Below are 20,758 nucleotides of genomic sequence, written 5' to 3'. Positions count from 1 at the left end.
TGACTTATGAGCATCGCGGCCCTGAACAGGGATAATGGCTATTACGGAGACGAAGGTGACCCGGCTGTTCGGTGGTCCGGGCAGTGGGAAGACGACGGCCCTGCTCGACCACGTCGAGGAGATTCTCGAGGAGGACGGCGTTACCTTCCGGGACATCCTCGTCGTTTCGTACACGCGGGCGGCAGCACAGGAGGTTCGCGAACGACTGGCCGATCGACTCGACGAGAGTCCGCGCGCACTACAGGGAAACGTCTGTACGATGCACGCGAAGGCCTACGAACTGCTCGATCTCTCCCGGAGCGACGTTATCGGTGAATCGGACAAAGAGGAGTTCTGTGATCAGTACGGCCTCGAGTTCGAAGACGAGTACAGCGGTGCCGGCCGCCGGACCGCTCGCTCGACGACGATCGGCAACAAGATCATCGCGACCAGTCAGTGGCTCCAGCGGACCGGTCGCGAGGTCTCCGACTGGTACGACGTGCCCTTCCAGTGGAACGACGAGGAGGTTCGACTGCCGCCGGAGATCGACGACAACGCCCAGGAGGGGAACAAGTACACCCCGACCTGGCCCAGCGACGACGATCGAATCGACGTCCCCGAAGCGATCCGGGGCTGGCGTTCCTACAAGGGCGAAGAAGGAAAAATCGGCTTCGCAGACATGCTCGAGCGCGTCAAGCAGCGATCGCTGCTCCCGAACGTCGACTACCTCGTCATCGACGAGTTTCAGGACATCACGACCCTCCAGTACGACGTCTACGAGGAGTGGAAACCGCACATGAAACAGGTACTGATCGCCGGCGACGACGATCAGGTCGTCTACTCCTGGCAGGGCGCAGATCCCGCACTGCTGCTCGACGAACAAGTCGACGACGACATTATTCTCCCGAACTCCTACCGACTCCCCTCGAACGTCCTCAACGCGGTCAACAAGGAGATCCGCCACATCGAACACCGCCAGGACAAAGATCTCAAACCGCGCACCGAAGGCGGCTCCGTCGAGGCCCGGACGAACGCGTCGATGCTCGACGTCGTCCGAATGGTCCGGCGCACCTTGGTCGAGGGAGACGGCACGATCATGATCCTCTTTCGGGCGCGCTACCAGATGTTCCAGTTCATCGATGAGTTCATCACCGAGGGAGTCCCGTTCACGTCGCTGACCGACCAGCGGATGTGGACCGATCGACTCACTCAGTACGTCCGTGCCGTCGAAGCGATCGACGCTGGCGACGATGTCACTGGCCTGCAGGCCCGCCGCCTCGCGGATATGCTCCAGGACTCTGCGTTCGGGACCAACGAGCGCGACGACTTTTTCGACGCGATCGACGAACGCCAGGAGGAAAGCGGCATCGACGACCTCGAAGCGCTCATGATTCCCGTCGAAGTCGTCACGGACCACGTGCCGTTCATGCCCGGTCCGGAATCCGCAAGTGACATGCTCCGAAAGGTGACCAACTTCCAGAAAAAGAGCGTCAAATCGTATTTCGGAATCGGTGAGTATCGCGGGATGGCCACCGATCGCGTCCGCGTCGGCACGATCCACTCCGCGAAAGGTCGCGAGGCCGACCACGTCTTCGTCGGTACCGACCTCACGGAAAAGGTCGTCGAGCAGATGGTCGCGACAGTGGACGATCCCGAGGCTATCCCCGGCTGCGAGGAGTTCACCAAAACCACGTCACCCGTCCCCGTCCTCACCGACAACGAACGACGCGTCTTTTACGTCGGGATGTCGCGGGCACGCGAACGCCTCGTGCTCCTCGAAAACCTCGTCGACGGTGCGCCGACACTGCCGGTCGACGTATTGCTCAAAAACCAGCTGTGCGACCAGACGCTGGAGGAACTGATCGAGGAGGCCCAGCAGCCGGTCGACGTCGAGAGCGAGGGCGCGGATGCGACGGAGGGGTCGGACGAGGTCGAAGCCGAACTGCCGTGACCGACGGCGCGAGTAGCGCCCTCGAAACGGCGCTTTCGGCCGCGCTCGACGATCGCGATGCAGTCGCGTTCGTCCACGCCGGCTCCAGTCGCGACCCCACGATTCGCTACTGTCGAACAGGCAGATCAGCGTCGCGATCGAGTTCTCAGCGGCGTCTCCGCTCGGCCGGTCGCACGCTTGCCGTCGCGTTCGACGGTGCTGACTGGCTCACAGCGACAGACGACGGGTCGGACCACCCCGCCGCGGACCTCGCAACGACGCTCGTCGATCGGGTCGGGGCGGGGACCGTGCTCACCCCGGCCCGAATCCCGCACGACGCCGCCCTCTTCCTCGAACGTGCAGGATTCTCGCTCGCATCGACTGACGTCGTCGAGCGCACGCGATCGAAAAAGACGAACGTGGAGCGAGACCGCATCGCCACGGCGCAGGCGGCTGCCGGTGTCGGCGTGCGCCGCGGGGCCGTCCTGCTCGCCGGAGCGACGATCGAAGACGGCGACCTGATCGCGGATGGAACGCCGGTGACAGCAGAGCGACTGCGACGAACGATCGACGAGGGAATCGTCAGAGCCGGCGGCTTCCCCGCCGGGAACACGACGATCGAGACCGGTGCGGAGGCGAACGCAACGCTTGAGCATGACGATACGAGTCCACTCCAGCCCGGCGACCCGATCCTCGTCGCGGCCGCCCCGCGGACGCAGACGGGCTACTACGGGGCTCTCGTCCGGACGCTCGTCGTCGATAGCGAGGGCGGAACCGAACGGCGGGCACACGTCGGCGTGACGCAGGCGTTTCGCTCGGTTCAGTCGATGCTCACGGCGGACACCCACTCCGTGACCGCTGTCGAAGCCGATCTCGAGGCCGAAATCCGCGGGTTCGGGTTCAGCGACCACCCGATCGAGACGCGGGTCGCCGGCATCGGCCTCCAACCCACTGAAGGGCCTTGCAATGGAGCTGACGAGGTCGGGCCGGGTTCAGTGGTACGAATCGAGGCCGGCGTCGCGTTCGCTCCCGATCGGTGGATTCGGCTGGCTGACGTACTCGCTCTCGATGATGATGGAGTCGAATGGCTCGCGCCAGTGTCTCGATCGATCGCGCCGGGTGCGCTACGCGACAGCACCGACACGTAATTCGGGTGAGCGTCGGGCTTCTGGACTCGCTAGTCCGAGTCGTCGCCGTCTGGGTCCGGCTCTTTCGGGACCGCTCTGAAGAATCGTCGGGCGACGAGCCCCGGCACGTCCCCCGGCGTCGTCAGCCGTCGCTCGATGACGACGAGCAATGCGGCGAGAAGGAGGAGGGCGCCACCGAACAGCGTCTCGCCACCGATCAGCAGTTCGAGTCCGGCCAGCGCCGCCGGGATCGCCAGCACGAGAACGCCCGCGAGTTTGATCGTCTCGATGATGCCTGCCATTGCACCCCGTAGGGCGAGTACTGTCAAAAACGCGGCGACTGGCCGACGCGTTCGTTCGGTCGCCGCTACAGTCGACCAGACTCGTCCCACTCCATTAGACTCGCCCTACGGAACTGGAGCGGATACCGGGTCCGCACAACTCCGTCACGGATCTGGAATGGATACCGGGCCCGGAACGCCTTTAGCCGCCCGCTGGTAGCTTCGAGTATGTTCACGGGAATCGTCGAGGAGACCGGCGAGATCGTCGCGCGCGAACACACCGAGGACGGCCTGCGCCTTCGGATCGGTGCCGACGAGGTCGCGACGGGACTCGAACACGGCCAGAGCATCAGCGTTAGCGGCGTCTGTCTCACGGTCGAGCGCTTCGTCGACGGCGAGTGGTTCGAGGTCTTCCTCGCGAGCGAGACGATCGATCGGACCTACCTCGGTGATCTCGAGACGGGCGAGGCGGTCAACCTGGAGCGTGCGATGCCGGCCGACGGTCGGTTCGACGGCCACGTGGTGCAGGGTCACGTCGACGCGGTCGCGACGGTCTCGGCCATCGAGTCTGTCGACGAAGACTGGTTCTTCGAGTTCGAGCTTCCGCCGGGGTACGATCGGTACGTCGTCGAGAAGGGATCGATCACGCTCGACGGGATCAGCCTCACAGTCGCCGGTCTGGCGGAAACTACCGAGGGCGAAACCCGCCGCGTCACTGTGGCGATCGTGCCGACGACCTACGCGGTAACGACGCTTTCGGAGAAATCGGTCGGGGATCAGGTCCACCTCGAAGTCGACGTCCTCGCGAAGTACGTCGAGCGATTGCTCGAGGCGCGGTTCGAGGCGTAACGCGGGTCGTCGTCTCGTATTAGCGCTGTGAGGGCTCGAACTCGGTCAGTTCGGACTTCGGCGGCTCGCCCGTATCGTCGCGAACCTCGCGGTACCGACGCCGATACCGTGCGATCTTGCGATAGAGGTAGTAGCCGACGGCGAGGTCGAAGACGATGACGTAGCCGACGAACGCGAGCCCCGGCCCGATCGGGTAGTTCGCGGAGACGAGGCCCGGAACGATGCCGACGGTTGTGTTGTACGTCGCGTGGACGAACGCGGCGACGAGCAGCCCCTTGACCACGAGCGGGCCGGCGTACTGCGGGTTGAACTTCGCCAGGCCGAGGTAGTAGCCCGCGATCGCGGAGTAGATCACGTGGCCGGGACCGACCAGCGCCCGGACGGTCGCGATTCCCGTCGCGGCCGTCACCGTCCCGACCTGGGCCTCCGAGACCGTACTCGCGATGTAGATGGCGTTTTCGATCGCGGCGAAGCCGAGTCCGGCGATGGCACCGTAGACCGCGCCGTCGACGACCGCGTTGAAGCTATCGCTCCGGTAGGCGAAGACGCGAACCGCGAGGAGTTTGACGGTTTCCTCGACGGGGCCGACGACCAGGTAAAAAAAGAGGATGGTGCCGACCAGTGGGACGGCCCGGAGTCGCGGGCCGAGCGCCGAGTTCACGACCGCGGCGAACGTGGCGAAGAGGACGGCCAGGACGAACGTCGCGACGAGCAAGCCGAGCGGCTCGCTGGTCGTGATATCCGTGTACCAGATGAATCCGGCCAGAAGCGCCGCCGGGACGACCGAGAGCCCGAAGAACGCGCCGAGCCACGGATCATCGATGACGAGGACGGCGGGTTGGACGAGCAGTGCCAGGGTGATGACGAGCGCCACGATCAGGACGATCGCCCGGAATCCGTAGCTGATCCCGTTGTAGACCGTATACGAGAGCAGATCGACGATCGATCGCGGCTCCCACGTGGAGACGTCGTAGAGGTCTGTCGACTCGTCGCTCGCTCGTTCGACCGGGTCGCGCCTGCGCTGCATGGCGGTGTCTATGATCCCCCGCCCAGTAAGCGTTCGGCGGGATAGGGCGGCGACGGTGGCTCGTCGGGACCCGGAATCCACAAACGTCTCCCGTCCGAAGCCGCGAGCATGCACTTCGACCAGCGCACACAGCGGGCGCTTCGGGACGTTGGGCTGGATACCGACGACCTGCAGTCCGCCTCGGAAGCGATCGCCGCGGCCGTCGATGACGACGCCGCAGCGCTCGAGGCGTTCTTCGACGAACACGAGACGGTGTACTCTGACATGGAGATGGCTCACTCGCGGGCCGATTATCCCGAGCACGCGGTCGACCACCTCGATCTGACGACTCACGCAAACGAGATGCGCGGCTGGCTCCGGTTCGATAGCTGGGGCGTCTACGTCGAGGACGGCCGGCTCCTCCCGGACGGCTCCGTCGAACTGACCTTCGGCCCCACGATCCACGATCGGGTTCGGTTCGCGGCCGATCGGGAGACGCTGCGGTGATCGCCGTGACCACAGCCGATCGTTTGACGAGGTCCGGCGATCGTCTGACGGAGGGGAGACCGTGACCACGGTTCGCGTTCGGGGTATCTACACGACGGCCGCCACGCACCTACTCGACGAGAACGGTTTCGCGGTCGTCCAGGCGTCGGAGCCGATACAGAATCGGTTCGACGACGGGTTCGACGCCGCCCCGGCCGACGTGTCGATCGAGACGACACGCGATAGACAGGGGCTCGAACTCTCCGGCGACCCGGACGGCGTCGCGGCGGTCGTCACCGAACTCGACTCGCTTGCGGTCGATACGTTCCGCTGGGACGCCGACGTGTCTCGGGGCGCAGTTTTCGACGCCGAGGTGCTGGAGGCCGACGGCGGCGGCGGGGCGCTCGTCGACCTCGGCGGCGATCGACGCGGCTATCTCGACTACGACGACGTCGACGGCTACGTCGACACCGGGAACCGCTACCGCGTGCAGGTCCGCGAACCGACGCCGCCGTGGGACGACGATCGACCGCGAGTCGTCCCGTCGATCGAGATTCAGGGCGGGATCTGTGCCCTCTCGCGCGATCGAACCGGCGTCTCCGCGGCGCTTCGCGGCGAGCGCGCGAACGAACTGGTCGGCATGACCGACCTCCTCTCGACGGACGCGCCCGAGGGGTGGGGGCTGCGCTGGCAACGCGGCGCGGCCGACGCGGATCTCGAGGCGATGAACGCCGCACTCGAACGCGCCGTCGACCGCGTCGAGGCCCTCGAGAGTGCCCTCGCGGACGCGCCGGACGATCGCGGCGAACCCGCCCTGCTGGCCGCGCCGGAGCGAACGACCTGGCTCTGGTTTGGTCGGGAGTCGCGGTTCGCCCTCGACGACGCCCGACGATCGGTGACGGCGACGATGCCGGGCCACCACCGAACGAAGGCGGCCGACCGGGCCGCGAGCGCGGCCGTCGACTTCGCGGAAGCAGTCTGTGGGTCCGCCGGGAACGGAGTTGCAGGGGCGGTAGAGAGCGAGGATGCCGAGGACGACAGTGACGCGTTCCCCTTCGCGGCGGTCTCCCGTCAGTTCGGTCCCGGGACGGGCGATCGGATCGCGATCGGGCACGGCAAACCCGACGGCAGACTCATCACGCTCGGTCGCGGCGAGGTGACAGACTGGGCGGCCGACGGCTCGCTCACGCTCGAACGATCGATGCGTGGCGGCGGCACCTACGACGCGCTCGGCGTCCCGAAATCCGACGGCGACGTCGCCGTGACGAAGTTCCGTGAAGGTCGGTGGTGGTATCCGACGACCTACAGGGACAGCGAGGGGACTGCGAAGGGGACCTACGTCAACGTCTGTACGCCCGTCGAACTGTTCCCCGATAGCGCTCGGTACGTCGACCTCTACGTCGACGTGATCAAGCGACCGGACGGCACCGTTGCGATCGTCGACGAGGACGAACTCGCAGACGCGGTCGAGGATGGGCTGGTCTCCGACGCGCTCGCGAAAAAGGCCCGAACCGTCGCGCAGGCCGTCGAGCGCGCGCTCTCGAAGTGATCGGGGCGGGGATACACCGAAAGTTAGCGCCTGCGTCGCTCGATCGCACTCTCGATCGCACACGTCATGCGCGCGATCGGCGTACGACTCGTATGAGCCGGGGCAACATCACGCTGTACATCGCAACCAGTCTGGACGGATTTATCGCGACGCCGGACGGCGACGTCACGTGGCTCGAAGAAATCGAATCGAGCGATCGACTCGCCGATCGGTACGACGCCTTCTTCGACGGCGTCGACGCGCTGGTGATGGGTGCGAACACGTACGACCAGGTTCTCTCGTTCGAGGGGTGGCCTTACGGAGAACTCCCGACGTACGTGCTGTCCCACGAGGCGCGCGCCCTCGCGACCGACCACGTCGAACTGGTCGACGGGCCAGCTACCGAACTGGCCGGCGAACTCACCGACCGCCACGATCACGTCTGGCTCGTCGGCGGGGCCCAGCTCGCGCGGGCGTTCTGTCGAGCCAATGCGATCGACGAACTCTGGCTGTCGCTCGTTCCGCGGCTACTCGGGGCCGGTATCCCGCTGTTCGGTGAGTCGGGAATCGATCGCGTGCTGACCGTGATCGAGACGGTACCCCATGAAAACGGCATCGTCGAACTTCGGTACTCGGTCGAGTCGAACTGACCCGTTTGGGGTCGGTCGACGGTTTCAATCCGCAGCCGTGGCCGATTCTCCGGGCTGATCGGCGCTCGAGAGGAGATGGACGTAGTCGTCGAGGTCGAGCGCGAACTCGCGAGTCGTCGCCGGATCGACCCAGTAGAGTTCGAATTCGGCACCGTGTTCCTCCCCGCCATCGGTGACGGTGTGCGTCCACCGGTCACGCGGTTCGTGGACCGTCGCGTGGAAGAAGTGCCGGACGTATCGCTTCGGGGGCGAGCGACGTCGGGTCCAGACGTCGGTCGCGAGGTGATCCGGTGTGCTGAGCGTCCCGAGTCCACTCTCCTCCATGACTTCCCTGAACAGTGCCTCCCGCGGCGATTCGCCCGACTCGAGCGTTCCCTTCGGGATCTGTAAGTCGTCGTGACCTGGCCCCTCGAAGACGAGGAGTTCACCCGTCTGCCGGGTGATGTAGGCACAGGCCTTTCCGACGTACGTTACGTCATCCATGCTACTTCATAGCACATCCACGAGGGGTAAAAAGCGTACCTGTGGTAGTGTTATAGGACATTAAGGATATTCGCGCTCGATCGCCGTCCGTGTAAGCGTCGATCGATATCGGGGATCACCTGTCGAGCAGCGATCGCAAGAGCGTCGATTCCGCTTTCCGCAGGTGTTCGGCAGCCGTACTGGGCGCACAGTCGATCGCCGTTGCCACGTCTTCGTGGCTCGCCTCGCGAGGAATCTCGTAGTAGCCGAGTTCGATCGCAGCTTCGATCGCCTCCCGCTGGCGCTCCGGGAGCAGCGACTGGCGAACGGCGGGTGCGGCTGCCAGTCCACCGACTTCGGTGACTGACACGTCGATCGGATCCGGAATTCGTTCGATAGCCGCCTGCAGCTCTGCGGGCGGTCCAACTGCCGAGAACGTTACCGTCCCGTCACCAGTGTATTCGACCGGTGGGAGGACGACTACCGGATCCCGTGTAACGGGCGCGAACAGCTCCCGCAACGGCTCAGTCGTTGCATCTCTGACATACGCATAGAACTGGTCCTCACCAACCGCGACGAGTTCGTACGCCAATACTTCCGCGATCGAGTCGAGCGTCTCCGCGAAGGCTACGTGATCTCCCTCGACGTAGTGCATGATGCCGAGTTCGCTCCCGGTGAAGTTCCAGTGTATTGCGGTCGCCCGATCGACGAACGGTGCGTTGACGAGCACGTCATACATCGGATGAATCTCCCTCTCGCGGCCACGTGCGTCGAGGGCGAGTCGGACGTGTTTCACATCCACCCTGTCGCCGCTCCGTCAGTTAAACCCCACAGACGAATTCGGCAGTGACGGTTTCGAGGTAGCGGTCGACTATCGACCACGATGAACGAAATCCGGACACTCCTCACGGGCGCGACAGGGACGCTTGGGCAGGCGTTACTTCCCCGACTTCACGAGGGAGGACACGACGTCCGCACAGCCAGCCGATCACCACCATTGGAAGATGGACGGACGAGCGACGACCACGCCCCCGGTCGAGCATGGGCCCGAATGGACCTCGTAGACGGAACAGGAGTGCGAACGGCCGTCGACGGCGCGGATATCGTCGTTCACGCGGCCACCGCCCCCAGGGGTAACAGCGAAGCGGTCGACGTACGCGGCACCGAACGACTGCTTGAGGCGGCTGCCGACGCCGGCGTTTCGAACTTCGTCTACGTCTCGATCGTCGGGGTCGACGAGATCTCGCTCACGTACTACGAGCACAAACTGGCGGCCGAACGAGCCGTCGATGAGAGTGCTGTCCCGTCGACGATCGTTCGCGCGACGCAGTTCCACTCATTCGTCCACGATCTGCTCGAAGCGGTGGCCCGTCTACCGGTGTGGCCGCTCCCCACCGAGTTTCGGCTCCAGCCGATCGCCGTCGACGATGCTGCTGACGCGATTGTCGAGCACGCGACGCCAGATCCGAGCGGTCGCGTTCCCGACGTGGGCGGCCCCGAGGTGCTGACGGTCGGTGAGATTGCTCGGACCTATCGCGATACGTCCGGGTTGGAGCGGCCGATCGTCCGTCTGCCAATCCCTGGCTCGGTTGCGTCCGGATTTCGATCGGGTGCGGCGCTGTGTCCGGAGCGGACCGTTGGGACCGTGACCTGGGACCAGTGGCTGGTCAGCGAACACGATCTGATGCCTCTCGAGCGCTCCCGGTCGGAGTGACTGTGGAGGCGCGGCGGGGACTGATTACAGGAGGTTCGCCGCGACGATCGCGACCTGCCCCAGCAGGATCGACGCGAGAGTCGCCGCCGTCACCAGTTCGTAGACGCCGCGCACGACGTCAACCTCGTCGTCGCTGGCTCGATCGAGGAGGGCGGCCAGCCACCGGAGCCCGAGGAACGCGATCGCGATCGCGACCGGAAACGCGGCGAGGACGACCAGCGTCGGGGCGTACTCGGGACCGTAGTGGGTGCCGATCGTCCACCGAATCCGCATACTCTCACCCAGCGTACCGACGGCTATGAGACTCACGGCGAGACTCGCGAGGACGGTCAGGAGGCCGCCACCGGCAGTCGGCCGCAGCGCGCTCGATCGCGAGAGGTGGTTCCACAGACTGAGTGCCGTGCGGTGGGTAATCGCTGCCAATCGGGATCGTGACTCGGTCGTTCGTGTCGAAGTCGTCATACCCGATCGAACGAGCGCGGAGACAAAAGGTGGGTGAGCACGACTTCACGGCGTGCAGTCGTGATAATTACTTTATGTCTGATCTCGGTAGACACTGACACTGTGAGTGAGGAGCCGGACGTCGAACGGGTCGGGGCCCTGCTGGAAGACCCCGCGGTACGAACGATCCTCACGAAGACGAGCCAGGAACCCATGTCAGCGACCACTCTGAGTGACCACTGTGACGTCTCGCAACCGACGGTGTATCGGCGGCTGGAAGACCTCCGGGAGTCCGGGCTTCTCGTCGAGCAGACGCAACTGGACCCTGAAGGCGGCCACCATCGAACCGTTTACTCGACGAACCTCGAGCGGATCACGATCGAACTCGACGACGGGACGCTCCAGGTCCGCGTCGATCGTCGGGAGGATATGGCCGATCGGTTCACCCGGCTAATCGAGGGGATGTAGCGTGAGTCAACTCTCCCTCTCCCCGGGCACCCCGCCGCTCCAGCTCTGGGAGGTCGAAGAGGTGCCACCCGAGTGGGTCATCACGTTTATCCAGGCGACCGACATTCTGAGTGCGCTTCTCGGCCTGTTCATCGCCTACCTCGCCTACCGCGGCTACCGTCGCAACGAGAGTCGTCCCATGCTGTTCATCGCGATCGGCTTCGTATTCTCCCTCGCAGTCCCGTTTTTCCTGTTGCTACTGCATCTGGCGATCCCGATTCTTCCCGAGATCGCTACGGCGCTGCTGACGCAGGTGAGTCAGGTACTGGGGCTGGTGGCGATCGTCTACGCGCTCAGAATGCCGGCCTGATCGGTCTCCTACCGAACTCGAGAACGCAAGCGCCGGTTCCGTTCGATCGATCGCGGCACCGAATTACAACGGCCCGTTCAGTAGTCAGTCGTCGGTATTTTCGTCGGATTTCTTCCTGTATTTGTCCTTCTTCCGTTCTTTTTTCGACTTCTCCTCATCACCTGGGTCGTCTGGATCATCCGGATCGTCGGGGTCGTCCGGATCGTCCGGATCGTCGGGGTCGTCCGGATCGTCGGGGTCGTCCGGATCGTCGGGGTCGTCCGGATCGTCGGGGTCATCCGGATCGTCGGGGTCATCCGGATCGTCGGGGTCATCCGGATCGTCAGGATCGTCTGGATCATCCGGATCGTCGGGGTCGTCCGGATCGTCGGGGTCATCCGGATCGTCGGGGTCATCCGGATCGTCAGGATCGTCTGGATCATCCGGATCGTCAGGATCGTCTGGATCATCCGGATCGTCGGGGTCATCCGGATCGTCAGGATCGTCTGGATCATCCGGATCGTCGGGGTCATCCGGATCGTCAGGATCGTCTGGATCATCCGGATCGTCGGGGTCATCCGGATCGTCAGGATCATCCGGGTCCGTATCCCCACAGAAAATGACGTTCGAAATAGCTGCCTGCTGCCCACCACCGGTCTCGAGATTCGTTTCGATGGACCCGCTCATCGCGTCGTCGACGGCGAAGTCCTGGCAGTCGTTTCCTCCGTTTACCCGGATCGACGAGACGGTACAGTCGCCCTCGACGATCGCCCAGTCGAACGCGATCGGCTCACACTCCTCGTCGGGCTTGTCCTCGACGTTGGTAACCTCGATCGAGCACTCGCCGTCTTCTTGTACGAACGAACAATCGTCGACTTCGAGCTTTGCGACCCGTTCGGAGTCGTCGGGACACTCGTACTGTCCCGGCGGCACGCAGGATCGATTCCCGTTTTCCTGGGCCGCGCTCAGACAGCCGCTCAGCGCACCGACTGTCGCGCCGGCGGCGAGCAAAACGGTTCGTCTCGTGGTGGGTTCTCCCATAGTACCGCCGACAGTCACGACGTATATCGTTATCAGCGTCCTGAACAATGCGCCCGAGCGGAGTCTCAGCGTACGCTGCAGTTTCCGGCGCTGTAGGGGGCCGCTTCCGAGAAAACGGCAGTCCGACGAGAACGGTCGGCCTGCCGGTTCGAGTGCGGAGCAACACGCGCGACTGCCTAGTCTGCTGTGAGTTTATCCAGGCCCGCGGATTCGATGTCCGCGCCGTCGATCGACGATCGCAGCGAGTCCATCCCGTCGTCGCGATCGATCCCGAAGTTCGTCTCGGAGAGCTCGTCGACGCGGACCATCTCCTCCTCGGAGAGCTTCGGAACGTCGCTGGCCGCGGCCCACTCGTCGATGTCGGCTTTCGTTCGGAACGTGGGGGTCACGCTCGCAACGGGATCGTGGGAGAGCAGCCACGCGATCGAGGCCTGGCCCATCGTTCGCTCTCCGTCGGCACCGTTCGCGCGTTCGAGAAACCGCAGGTTTTCGAGTTTCTCCCAGCCGGTTTCGTACCAGGCGTCGGGGCGGAAGCCGCGATGGTCGCCCGCGTCGAGTTCCGTCTCTGGTGTGACCTGTTCGTTGAGGATGCCCGAGGAGTGTGGTACGCGGGGGATGAGACTGGTCGAGGAGCCGGTTCGCTCGATCGTCTCGAGGAAGTGGTTCCCGACTTCCTGTTCGAGTACGTTCCAGACGAGTTGTACCGAGTCGAACTCCTGCTCGATCGCGAAATCGCCCTCAGCGAGCCAGCCGATCGAGGGACCGAGTGCGAGACCCGTCGCTTCGATCAGGCCCTCCTCTTCGAGTTCGTCGAGGAGTTCGAGCACGTCGGGGGTGATTTCGTCGACGTTCGCGTTGTGAAGCTGGAGGACGTCGATCGAGTCCACGTCGAGACGGTCGAGACTCTTCTCGACGGCGTCCCGAAGGTAGTCGGGGTCCATCTCTTTGGGCAGTTCGCCGTGACCCGCCTGCGGGTTGTTGTAGAAGTCGTAGCCGACTTTGGTGGCGATCGTGACCTCGTCTCGAACGTCGGCCAGTGCCTCGCCGATCAGTTCCTCGCTGCGGCCGTGACCGTAGACGTCGCCCGTGTCGATGTAGGTAATTCCCTGCTCGACGGCGTACTGGACCATCTCGATCGCGTCGGCTTCGGAGCGATCGCCCCACCAGTCGGTGCCGACGACCCACGCGCCGAACCCGACCTCGCTGACCTCGAGACCGGAGTCGCCCAGTTCCTGGTATTGCATACTCGCCTCTTGGGAGCGAGGGGACTTATTGCGTGCGGAACGCTGTTGTGGCACCCGCCTCGTCCCCCACACCAGCGGTACCGTCTTCCCAGTTCCCCTCGTCTCCCCCAGTAACTCGCACGTCACCTGGTTTACGGGTCGGCAAGCCACACGCACAACCGAACCCCTATGAGTGCTGCGGGCAATACCTCGAGATATGACAAAGCGGTACGTCTCGCTCCCCGACGAGGCGGAGACGGGAATGCGCGAGTTCATCGATGAGGTCGACGAACGGCTGTCGGGCGACGAAGACACCTGTGCGGTCGTCGAGGACGTGTTGATCGACCTCTCGGGCGATCGAGGGGCCTACGAACGGTGGAAGTCCGGCGAACCCGTTTCGACGGCCGAGCGCATCCGACTTCAGAGCTACGACCCGTGTAACACCACGCTCGAAAGCGAGTACTACGCCGAAAAGGACGAAGAGAAGTTCCGGCGCTCGAAGCATCTCCAGTGGCTCTGGCGGCAGTTCGACAGCCTCCCGATCGCGGACAACGTCGAGTTCGCACTGCGCTTCAGGCGGATGCTTGCCGACCACCTCTTCGAGGAGTGTGGTGATGGCTGCCGATTCTTCAAAGGCATCTCGGTTACCTACGGCCACAACATCACGATCGGAGACAACACCGTCGTCCACGACGACGTTCATCTCGACGATCGCGGGAAGTTGACGATCGGCGATCGGGTGTCGATCTCCGACGGCGTCCACGTCTACAGTCACGACCACGACGTCGTCGACCAGACGGCGGTGCGCAACTACCATACGATCGTCGAAGACGACGTCCGCCTCACCTACGACTCGATGGTCAGGGCGGGCAACAAGGTCGGCGAGAACGCGATCGTCGGCGCACGCGGCGTCGTCCAACACGACATTCCGGCCCACCATATCGCGGTCGGGATGCCAGCCAAGAGCGTCAAGATCAAACCTGGCTGGGAGGAGGTCGCGACGCCGATCGACGAGGCCGGCGTCAACCGTCAGGAACAGCGCCACCTCGAGTACGATCTGCCGGACGGTCTCGAGGTCTTCGACGAGTTCGGTCGCGATCTCCAGCGGTCCCGATAGTTCTCCGCGTCTCGACAGTCTCGCCTTTCACACTATCATTGTACGATGAGGCAGGGAATATCCAAGTGCGTTGAGAACGTATCACACGGTGATGGAGCTCTGGGGCTGGCTCATCGGCTACGTGGTGTTGTTCGCACTGCTCCACCTGCTACTGTACTACGTCTACGTCCGCGGCGAGGACGGCGAGAACGCCGGAACGCCGTCGCTTGCCGATCCGAATCGCGCCGGTTCGCGCACGTCGCCCGGTACCGATCGGTACCCCAGAGCGCCCGACGACGCCGGCGACCCGATCGATCGGGCGGATGACCTCGCGTTCGACGACGAGGCGATCCGGTGTCCACACTGTGGCGCGCACAATGCTGCCGACCAGACCTTTACGTACTGCTGGAACTGCGTCTCGGCGCTCCGTCAGTGATACGCGGCGTCTGTCGGTCGTCAGGTCGAACGTTGGGAAGCTGACACTCAACGACGGATTTCACGATAACTAATCGGTTTCGTGCGGATACAGTCGGGATGTTATCAGTTAATCGACGATTACGCTTTTGTTCTTGAGGGGACGACTGGCTGCAGAAGGCGACATCGAATGCCCAGAGATACACCCGCAATGTCACACACCCCTCCCTCCGTGTACCGTGCCGTCCACGACCCCGACGATCCCGCGACGCTCAGCACGACCGTCGTTCACGCGCTGGCCGACTGCATCGGCGTCGACGTCACCGACTCTCGGGTATCGCTGTACGACAGCGTCGATCCCGACGCCCTCGACGCACTCTTTCGGCCGCGCCACGACGGCACGCCGCGATCGGGCGGGACGCTCTCGTTCGTCGTTCACAACCACCGCGTAACGGTCGACAGTTCGGGGGAAATCCTGATCGAACCGCCGACACGTCGGTAGCCCCGTTCGCTCCTGTCGACCCGAGTCGGCTCGGTCCGTCGTCGATTCCTGTCGACCCGAGTCGGCCCGAACCGTTTTCGATCTCTGTCGATCCGGGTCAACTCAGACCGTCGTCGCCAGCGCGTCGAGGTGGTCGATCCCGACGACGGCGACGATCGCACCATCACGGCCCGCTCGAAGCCCCGCCAACCGATCGCGCATACAGCGCTCGCGCGTCTCGTCTCGATACGCCAGCGGGCTGCCGTCGGTCTCCAGGCTCCCGAGGAGCGCCTGGACGCTGGCGACGTGCGATCGCTCGTGGGCCGCCTGCTCGGCCGGCGGATCGCCGTACTGACAGTCGTACTCGATCGGGTCGTCGCAGGCGACGGTCATCGAGGTCGCGTGGGTCAGCGTCGCGGCGAGCCGGCAGGTTAGTGCCGTCCGGGTCGCCCCGCCCACGCTCGAGATGACGCGTCGCGCCGTCGACGCCGGGACGCGCTCGGCCGCGAGTCGCGCGAACAGTTGTCGCAGAAACGACCAGTTGGGAGCGTCGATGCCGACGACGTCGCAGTCCGAAGCCCGGATCGCTGCGGTCATCTCGCCGCCGAATCGAGGCGGACCGGTCCCGTCGCCTTCGCGGGCGTAGGCGCGGTACAGCGGAATTGCTGCGGGTGGCAACTCGAGTGCGAGCGTCGCGGGATCGATCGTCTCGAGGACGCATTCGACGCGAGCGACGCTCGCGGGGTGGTCGTGAACGACGCCGACGAGGTGGCAGTCGGACGGGCCGGAAACGCGACGATAGAACTGCGGCGTAACCCGCGGATCGTCGATCGTCTCCGGGACGGACTGGCGATCGCCCATTGATCGAATAGTAATACCCGACTAGTCGCATAACCCTTCCGTTGTCGCGACACAGCCATAGGTTTCGATCGCGTAACCGGTTCGAATCGATCGGTAACGCCGTCTTATTTCGGTTTACCCTGGAAACAGTATCCTGTCCGACGGAAACGATTTGGGCCGTTTATTGACGGCAGGTCCCTCGCTTCGCCAGACCGGTTACGGTATCCGATCGGTCGATCGCGATCGGGATGTCCTCGACTCCGGGTTACGGACGGCCGCGGGGCCTCCCACCTGCGAGCGGCCCCTCGACGTGATCGCCGTCGACCGGACGATCGAACGGGACACTCATGTCACGAGACCAGTTGACGAAAGCGGACGAGGGAAAACGCGTCCTGAACACCGACGGCACCGAAGTCGGCCGTATCGTCGCTGTCGAGGGCGACCGCGCCTACGTCGATCCCGACCCGTCGATTGCGGATACGATCAAAGCCAAACTCGGCTGGGGAGACGTCAGTAGCGACGCCCATCCCCTCGACGAAGGGAGCATCGCGGAGATTACCGATGACGAGATCTATCTCCGCGGAACGCTGTGACTGTTCCCGACTGCCGTCGTAACCGTACTTGCTCCCCGACTGCCGTCGTAACCGTACTGGTCCGTTCGCGTGACCGATCGATTCCCCACGTACGGCCAAAAGGCGTTGGAACGGATGTGACAGGTGAGATCGAGCCTGCGGTGCCCTCGCCGTCTCGACTCACGTGTCTGTCAGCGCCACTTGATCCCGAGTGTGGGATTAGCCCGACGCTGACTGCCCCCTCATACGCCATCCTTCGCCCGTGCCATCCACCCCGACCGTTTGTGGCCGTCGTCGCCACTCTCTGGTTGGGATAGTCACCTCTTGAGGATTGTGGCCGTAGACCAAATGCAACCGTCGTAGCCGAGCGTCGACGACGAGTAACGGAGGGGTTGTGAGGTACTGAGGGAGGGGTGCGGTGTGCGACGGTGGGATTGGGGGCGCATATCTGCGAGTTCGTGGTGAACGACGAGCCACCGCGGCGAGAATCAGTCCGTTAGCGAGAGTTCCCGCGCAGTGGCGCGGAATCGGCGGTAGACGTCGTTGGCCCACTCGAGTGCGTCCGTCGTGTCGTTCTCGATGACGGCCTTGATTTCCATATTCTGTAAGACGAACAGGAGGACCCGCGACTCGGTCGGCATTTCGACGATCGTGAGTTCGTACGGCAGGGTCTCGATAACGTAAAAGTCGATGCCGCCGTCGACGACGAGGTCGTAGAGTTGCTGTGGATACTCCGATTTCATAAACGCCGCGAGGTCGTCGGTCACGAGCAGTTCCGCATCGAGCGTCCCGTTGACCGTCCGCTCGTACAGGCGTTTCCGAAGCTGTGGGGCGCGCTCTGCGCCGGTAATCGCTCGCACTCGTTCGGCTCGATCGACGAACCCGGCGAGTTGCTGCAGCGGTTCGGTCGGGGCGTGAGACGGCGGTTCGTCGGCCACCGCTCCGTCGAGCATCGCCGTCGACATCGGCGCGTCCCGCGGAATGTATCCGAGCAGCGAACTGACTTTGCGGATCGAATCGAAGCGGGTGGTGCTGTCGCGGTGTGCCGCAAGCGCGAGCCGTCCCGCGGCCGTCAGGCGGTAGACACCGTCCTGGCGGCGAACGAACGCGAGCCACTCCAGTTCACGCGTCGCTCGATCGATCGTCGACCGGGAGCACTCGAGTCGATCGACGAGGTCCCGCTTGTCACGCGGTCGATCTGCGAGGCTCGAGAGGAGTTCCTGACGACGGATGACGATCTCGAGTACGTCCAGCTGTGGCCCCTGGGAACGCATCCAACTACCCTGACCCAGAGTGTCCGCCTGAATAAAACTTCGCCGCCCCGAGGGGTACGTGGTGACGCAGTCGTCGCCGCCCGGAGTCGCAGTCAATTACGGCGAGTTAGACGGCGGTAGGACGGTCTAGACGCCCGTACTGTACCGCAAAATTCCCGCAAAGCCGCCGAAGGCGTTGTACAGCTGTTCGCCCTTCTCGAAGTCCGTCGAGATGAACTTCGTCTCCGTCCCGCGCTGTTCTGCGATCTCGATGAGGTGATCGATCGCGTCCTCGCGGTCCTCCTCGCTCGCGTCGACTGCGGTTCCACATTCCGTACAGTCGTGACTCGGCGTCGACTTGCGTCGATCGACCACCTCGCGATCGGTGTTCCCGCACTCGGGGCAGTCGTAGGTGATGACGTCCTTCCGGAGGTCCTCGCTGATTAGCAATCGATCGACCGACCCCATCATGAGGTTTCGACGGGTCGGCTCGAACCCGTAGGTCGCGAGGTCGCCGGCGTTGAGTTCCTCGAAGAACTCCTCCATCTGCTGTTTGTCCTTGACGACCTCCGCGTCAGCGAGGGCGTCTTCGGCGTTGTCGACGAGGTCCTTCAGGCCCGACTCGTCGGTGTAGGCCACGTCGAACTTGCCGAGGACGTTGTCCTGAATCTCGTGGTGAAGGTAGTCGCCGTCTAAGAACTCGTCTTTCGTCGGTGAGGGACCGCCGACGAGGATGCCGTCGAGTTCGTGGCGCTTCGGGACGAACAGGTCGTTGGCCATCCCCGCGACCTCCTGGTAGAAGTTGTCGATCGCTTCGAGTCGGAGTCGGGCGAACCGCTGGGCGGACTGGCCACCTTTGCGCTGCTTGCCGGGGACGAGCGAGGAGGCAGATTTGACGGGTTCGATGCGTTTGCCTTTCAGCCAGCCGACGTTGGCCTCGCGACGATCGAGGACGATCAGGCCGTAGAGTCCCTTGTCCGCGAGCATCTCCTCGAGTGGCTCGGTGAGGAAATCCGAGTCGCAGTGATACCGGAAGGACTCGACGGGCTGTGGCGGACTCTCGAGGACTCTGGTAACCATCTCGGTTCGGCCGCCACTGGAGTCGACGGCACCGGAGAACAGCACCATCCCGTTCTCCGGCGGGTAGGTATCGTAGTACCGGAGTCGGTCCTTGATACTCGTCAGTGCGTCCTGGACGGCCGTCCGGGTCTGTTTGGACTTGATGTTTGCCGCCTCGCTGTGTTCCTGTGTGACGTGGGTAACGACGTCGCTGATCTGGCGATCCTCCGGAATGTAGATCGATACGAGTTGCGTGCCAGAGCCGTCGAAGTCCTTGAGATCCTCGATGACCTTCCGGAACTCGTATTTTTTCCGGTCGGATTGCTCCTGCTCGCCCTCCTGGCTCATTGGCCGAGTAAAACACTGCTGTGGGTAAGTATCCTTTGACACACCGCCTACCGTGCCACCGGTCGTCGGTCGACGGTCGACGATCGATCGGCGGCGACGAACGCCACCCAGAACTGTGTGAGAGACAACACGAATCCGACCCCGGCACGTGGTCACGATTTAAGGTGCTGCCGTCCCACAGTCCGGACAGTACTCGAATATGTCTCAGGAGACGGTCTATGCTATTGCGAGCGGCAAGGGCGGCGTCGGGAAAACGACGACCACGGTCAACCTCGGGACCGCGCTCGCACAGGCGGGCAAACGCGTCGCGATCGTCGACACCGATCTGGGGATGGCGAACCTCGCTGGATTCGTCAGTCTCTCCCCCGATTCGACGACGCTGCACGACGTGCTAGCGGGCGCAGCATCAATCGACGACGCCACCTATCGACTGGCGGATAACATCGTCGCCGTTCCCAGCGGAACCGACCTCGACGACTACGCGGAAACGTCGCCCGAAGGGCTTCGCGAGGTCGTCTCGGAGCTTCGACAGCGCTTCGACTACGTCTTTCTCGACGTCGGTGCCGGCGTGAGTCACGAGACCGTCCTGCCGCTGGGACTGGCCGACGCCGTCATACTCGTCTCGACGCCGGAGCCTGCATCCGTCCACGACTCGAAAAAGACCCTCGAATTGACCGATCGCGCCGGCGGCGAGGTCGCCGGCCTCGTTATTACGCGAACGCGGCCGGAGGGTGACGTCTCCTACGACGAAATCGCGTCGCGGTTGCAACTCCCGCTGCTCGGAACGGTCCCCGAGGACTCGGCGGCCCGCGAGAGCGTCTACGCGGGCACGCCCCTGATCGTCAACGCACCCGACGGCCCGGCCGCGGCAGCGTACCGCCGGCTGGCGGCCGATCTCGCCGGTATCAGCGATATCGCCGCGTCATCCTCGGCGTCGACCGATCGCGAATCGACCGACGACGAGGAAACCGAGACTGGCGACGGCGCAGGCACGAAACCGTCCCGATCGTCGGGAATGCAGGCGACAGAAGACCCGCCTGCAGACGAACGGGAAGCGGCCCACGACGACGTCTCGAACGCGATTACGGAAGCCGAAACCGACTCCTAACTTCGCCTGTAGTGCCCCTCGGGGCTCCGGACTGAGTTGCCTCTGCGCCCCGCCTGGTTGCTGCTGAGTTCTTC

Annotated in this window: 24 protein-coding genes; 14 read left to right on the top strand and 10 right to left on the bottom strand. The window is 64.1% G+C overall.

What is annotated here, in order from left to right:
* The first annotated feature begins 34 nt into the window (after positions 1-34).
* The gene (locus AC6I6L_RS10820) at positions 35-1,930 is read left to right on the top strand and encodes a UvrD-helicase domain-containing protein (RefSeq protein ID WP_497917771.1); all 1,896 of its coding nucleotides are present in this window, start codon (positions 35-37) and stop codon (positions 1,928-1,930) included.
* A complete protein-coding gene (locus AC6I6L_RS10815; protein WP_497917770.1) occupies positions 1,927-3,057 on the top strand; it encodes a M24 family metallopeptidase in 1,131 nt (376 codons plus the stop codon). Before AC6I6L_RS10820 ends, AC6I6L_RS10815 begins: the two co-directional genes overlap by 4 nt.
* Positions 3,058-3,086: 29 nt before the next feature.
* Here AC6I6L_RS10815 and AC6I6L_RS10810 read toward each other — a convergent pair whose 3' ends face one another.
* Positions 3,087-3,338, bottom strand: coding sequence for a DUF7533 family protein (locus tag AC6I6L_RS10810; protein ID WP_497917769.1), 252 nt, complete (start codon positions 3,336-3,338; stop codon positions 3,087-3,089).
* Positions 3,339-3,545: 207 nt separating this feature from the next.
* Here AC6I6L_RS10810 and AC6I6L_RS10805 point away from each other — a divergent pair, with 207 nt between their 5' ends.
* The gene (locus AC6I6L_RS10805) at positions 3,546-4,166 is read left to right on the top strand and encodes a riboflavin synthase (protein ID WP_497917768.1); all 621 of its coding nucleotides are present in this window, start codon (positions 3,546-3,548) and stop codon (positions 4,164-4,166) included.
* A 19-nt stretch (positions 4,167-4,185) separates the two neighbouring features.
* Here AC6I6L_RS10805 and AC6I6L_RS10800 read toward each other — a convergent pair whose 3' ends face one another.
* A complete protein-coding gene (locus AC6I6L_RS10800; protein ID WP_497917767.1) occupies positions 4,186-5,193 on the bottom strand; it encodes a PrsW family intramembrane metalloprotease in 1,008 nt (335 codons plus the stop codon).
* A gap of 108 nt (positions 5,194-5,301) precedes the next feature.
* Here AC6I6L_RS10800 and AC6I6L_RS10795 point away from each other — a divergent pair, with 108 nt between their 5' ends.
* The 3 genes from AC6I6L_RS10795 to AC6I6L_RS10785 all read left to right on the top strand — a co-directional run bounded on the left by AC6I6L_RS10795 (position 5,302) and on the right by AC6I6L_RS10785 (position 7,836).
* Positions 5,302-5,679, top strand: a complete 378-nt coding sequence (locus AC6I6L_RS10795; RefSeq protein ID WP_497917766.1) for a DUF7532 family protein — start codon at positions 5,302-5,304, stop codon at positions 5,677-5,679.
* 61 nt (positions 5,680-5,740) lie between these two features.
* Complete coding sequence (locus tag AC6I6L_RS10790; RefSeq protein WP_497917765.1) at positions 5,741-7,207, top strand: ribonuclease FAU-1 family protein; 1,467 nt, start codon at positions 5,741-5,743, stop codon at positions 7,205-7,207.
* Between the two features lie 92 nt (positions 7,208-7,299).
* Positions 7,300-7,836, top strand: coding sequence for a dihydrofolate reductase family protein (locus tag AC6I6L_RS10785; protein WP_497917764.1), 537 nt, complete (start codon positions 7,300-7,302; stop codon positions 7,834-7,836).
* A 24-nt stretch (positions 7,837-7,860) separates the two neighbouring features.
* Here AC6I6L_RS10785 and AC6I6L_RS10780 read toward each other — a convergent pair whose 3' ends face one another.
* A complete protein-coding gene (locus AC6I6L_RS10780) occupies positions 7,861-8,319 on the bottom strand; it encodes an NUDIX hydrolase (RefSeq protein ID WP_497917763.1) in 459 nt (152 codons plus the stop codon).
* Positions 8,320-8,434: 115 nt separating this feature from the next.
* Positions 8,435-9,037, bottom strand: coding sequence for a helix-turn-helix domain-containing protein (locus AC6I6L_RS10775; protein WP_497917762.1), 603 nt, complete (start codon positions 9,035-9,037; stop codon positions 8,435-8,437).
* Between the two features lie 144 nt (positions 9,038-9,181).
* Here AC6I6L_RS10775 and AC6I6L_RS10770 point away from each other — a divergent pair, with 144 nt between their 5' ends.
* On the top strand, positions 9,182-10,012 hold the full coding sequence (locus AC6I6L_RS10770; protein WP_497917761.1) for an SDR family oxidoreductase: 831 nt from the start codon (positions 9,182-9,184) through the stop codon (positions 10,010-10,012).
* Between the two features lie 24 nt (positions 10,013-10,036).
* Here AC6I6L_RS10770 and AC6I6L_RS10765 read toward each other — a convergent pair whose 3' ends face one another.
* On the bottom strand, positions 10,037-10,474 hold the full coding sequence (locus AC6I6L_RS10765) for a hypothetical protein (protein WP_497917760.1): 438 nt from the start codon (positions 10,472-10,474) through the stop codon (positions 10,037-10,039).
* 102 nt (positions 10,475-10,576) lie between these two features.
* Here AC6I6L_RS10765 and AC6I6L_RS10760 point away from each other — a divergent pair, with 102 nt between their 5' ends.
* On the top strand, positions 10,577-10,921 hold the full coding sequence (locus tag AC6I6L_RS10760) for a helix-turn-helix domain-containing protein (RefSeq protein ID WP_497917759.1): 345 nt from the start codon (positions 10,577-10,579) through the stop codon (positions 10,919-10,921).
* Between the two features lies 1 nt (position 10,922).
* Entirely contained in the window at positions 10,923-11,270 is a 348-nt protein-coding gene (locus AC6I6L_RS10755; protein ID WP_497917758.1) for a DUF7521 family protein, read from the top strand.
* 84 nt (positions 11,271-11,354) lie between these two features.
* Here the strand turns inward: AC6I6L_RS10755 and AC6I6L_RS10750 are convergent, their stop codons facing one another.
* Positions 11,355-12,290, bottom strand: coding sequence for a DNA primase (locus AC6I6L_RS10750; RefSeq protein WP_497917757.1), 936 nt, complete (start codon positions 12,288-12,290; stop codon positions 11,355-11,357).
* A 176-nt stretch (positions 12,291-12,466) separates the two neighbouring features.
* Complete coding sequence (locus AC6I6L_RS10745; protein WP_497917756.1) at positions 12,467-13,534, bottom strand: aldo/keto reductase; 1,068 nt, start codon at positions 13,532-13,534, stop codon at positions 12,467-12,469.
* 196 nt (positions 13,535-13,730) lie between these two features.
* Here AC6I6L_RS10745 and AC6I6L_RS10740 point away from each other — a divergent pair, with 196 nt between their 5' ends.
* From AC6I6L_RS10740 to AC6I6L_RS10730, 3 genes are all read left to right on the top strand, one after another.
* Positions 13,731-14,630 (top strand): acyltransferase, encoded by a 900-nt coding sequence (locus tag AC6I6L_RS10740; protein WP_497917755.1) that lies wholly within the window; start codon positions 13,731-13,733, stop codon positions 14,628-14,630.
* A 91-nt stretch (positions 14,631-14,721) separates the two neighbouring features.
* Complete coding sequence (locus AC6I6L_RS10735) at positions 14,722-15,045, top strand: DUF7577 domain-containing protein (RefSeq protein WP_497917754.1); 324 nt, start codon at positions 14,722-14,724, stop codon at positions 15,043-15,045.
* A gap of 189 nt (positions 15,046-15,234) precedes the next feature.
* Positions 15,235-15,525 (top strand): HalOD1 output domain-containing protein, encoded by a 291-nt coding sequence (locus AC6I6L_RS10730; protein ID WP_497917753.1) that lies wholly within the window; start codon positions 15,235-15,237, stop codon positions 15,523-15,525.
* 102 nt (positions 15,526-15,627) lie between these two features.
* On the opposite strand, the gene AC6I6L_RS10725 is transcribed toward AC6I6L_RS10730, so the two are convergent.
* Entirely contained in the window at positions 15,628-16,365 is a 738-nt protein-coding gene (locus tag AC6I6L_RS10725) for a hypothetical protein (RefSeq protein WP_497917752.1), read from the bottom strand.
* 326 nt (positions 16,366-16,691) lie between these two features.
* Here AC6I6L_RS10725 and AC6I6L_RS10720 point away from each other — a divergent pair, with 326 nt between their 5' ends.
* A complete protein-coding gene (locus AC6I6L_RS10720; protein WP_497917751.1) occupies positions 16,692-16,937 on the top strand; it encodes a DUF8593 domain-containing protein in 246 nt (81 codons plus the stop codon).
* A 467-nt stretch (positions 16,938-17,404) separates the two neighbouring features.
* Here the strand turns inward: AC6I6L_RS10720 and AC6I6L_RS10715 are convergent, their stop codons facing one another.
* Positions 17,405-18,190: a helix-turn-helix transcriptional regulator gene (locus AC6I6L_RS10715; protein WP_497917750.1), complete on the bottom strand. Its 786-nt coding sequence runs from the start codon at positions 18,188-18,190 to the stop codon at positions 17,405-17,407.
* A 126-nt stretch (positions 18,191-18,316) separates the two neighbouring features.
* The gene (gene prf1, locus AC6I6L_RS10710) at positions 18,317-19,576 is read right to left on the bottom strand and encodes a peptide chain release factor aRF-1 (RefSeq protein ID WP_497917749.1); all 1,260 of its coding nucleotides are present in this window, start codon (positions 19,574-19,576) and stop codon (positions 18,317-18,319) included.
* Positions 19,577-19,775: 199 nt separating this feature from the next.
* On the opposite strand from prf1, the gene minD reads away from it, so the two are divergent.
* Positions 19,776-20,684, top strand: a complete 909-nt coding sequence (gene minD, locus AC6I6L_RS10705; protein WP_497917748.1) for a cell division ATPase MinD — start codon at positions 19,776-19,778, stop codon at positions 20,682-20,684.
* Positions 20,685-20,758 lie beyond the last annotated feature (74 nt).

The organism is Halosolutus sp. DAT137, from assembly GCF_059736405.1.
Note: the sequence above shows the minus strand (reverse complement) of the source record. Positions and strands in the feature narration are given on the sequence as shown.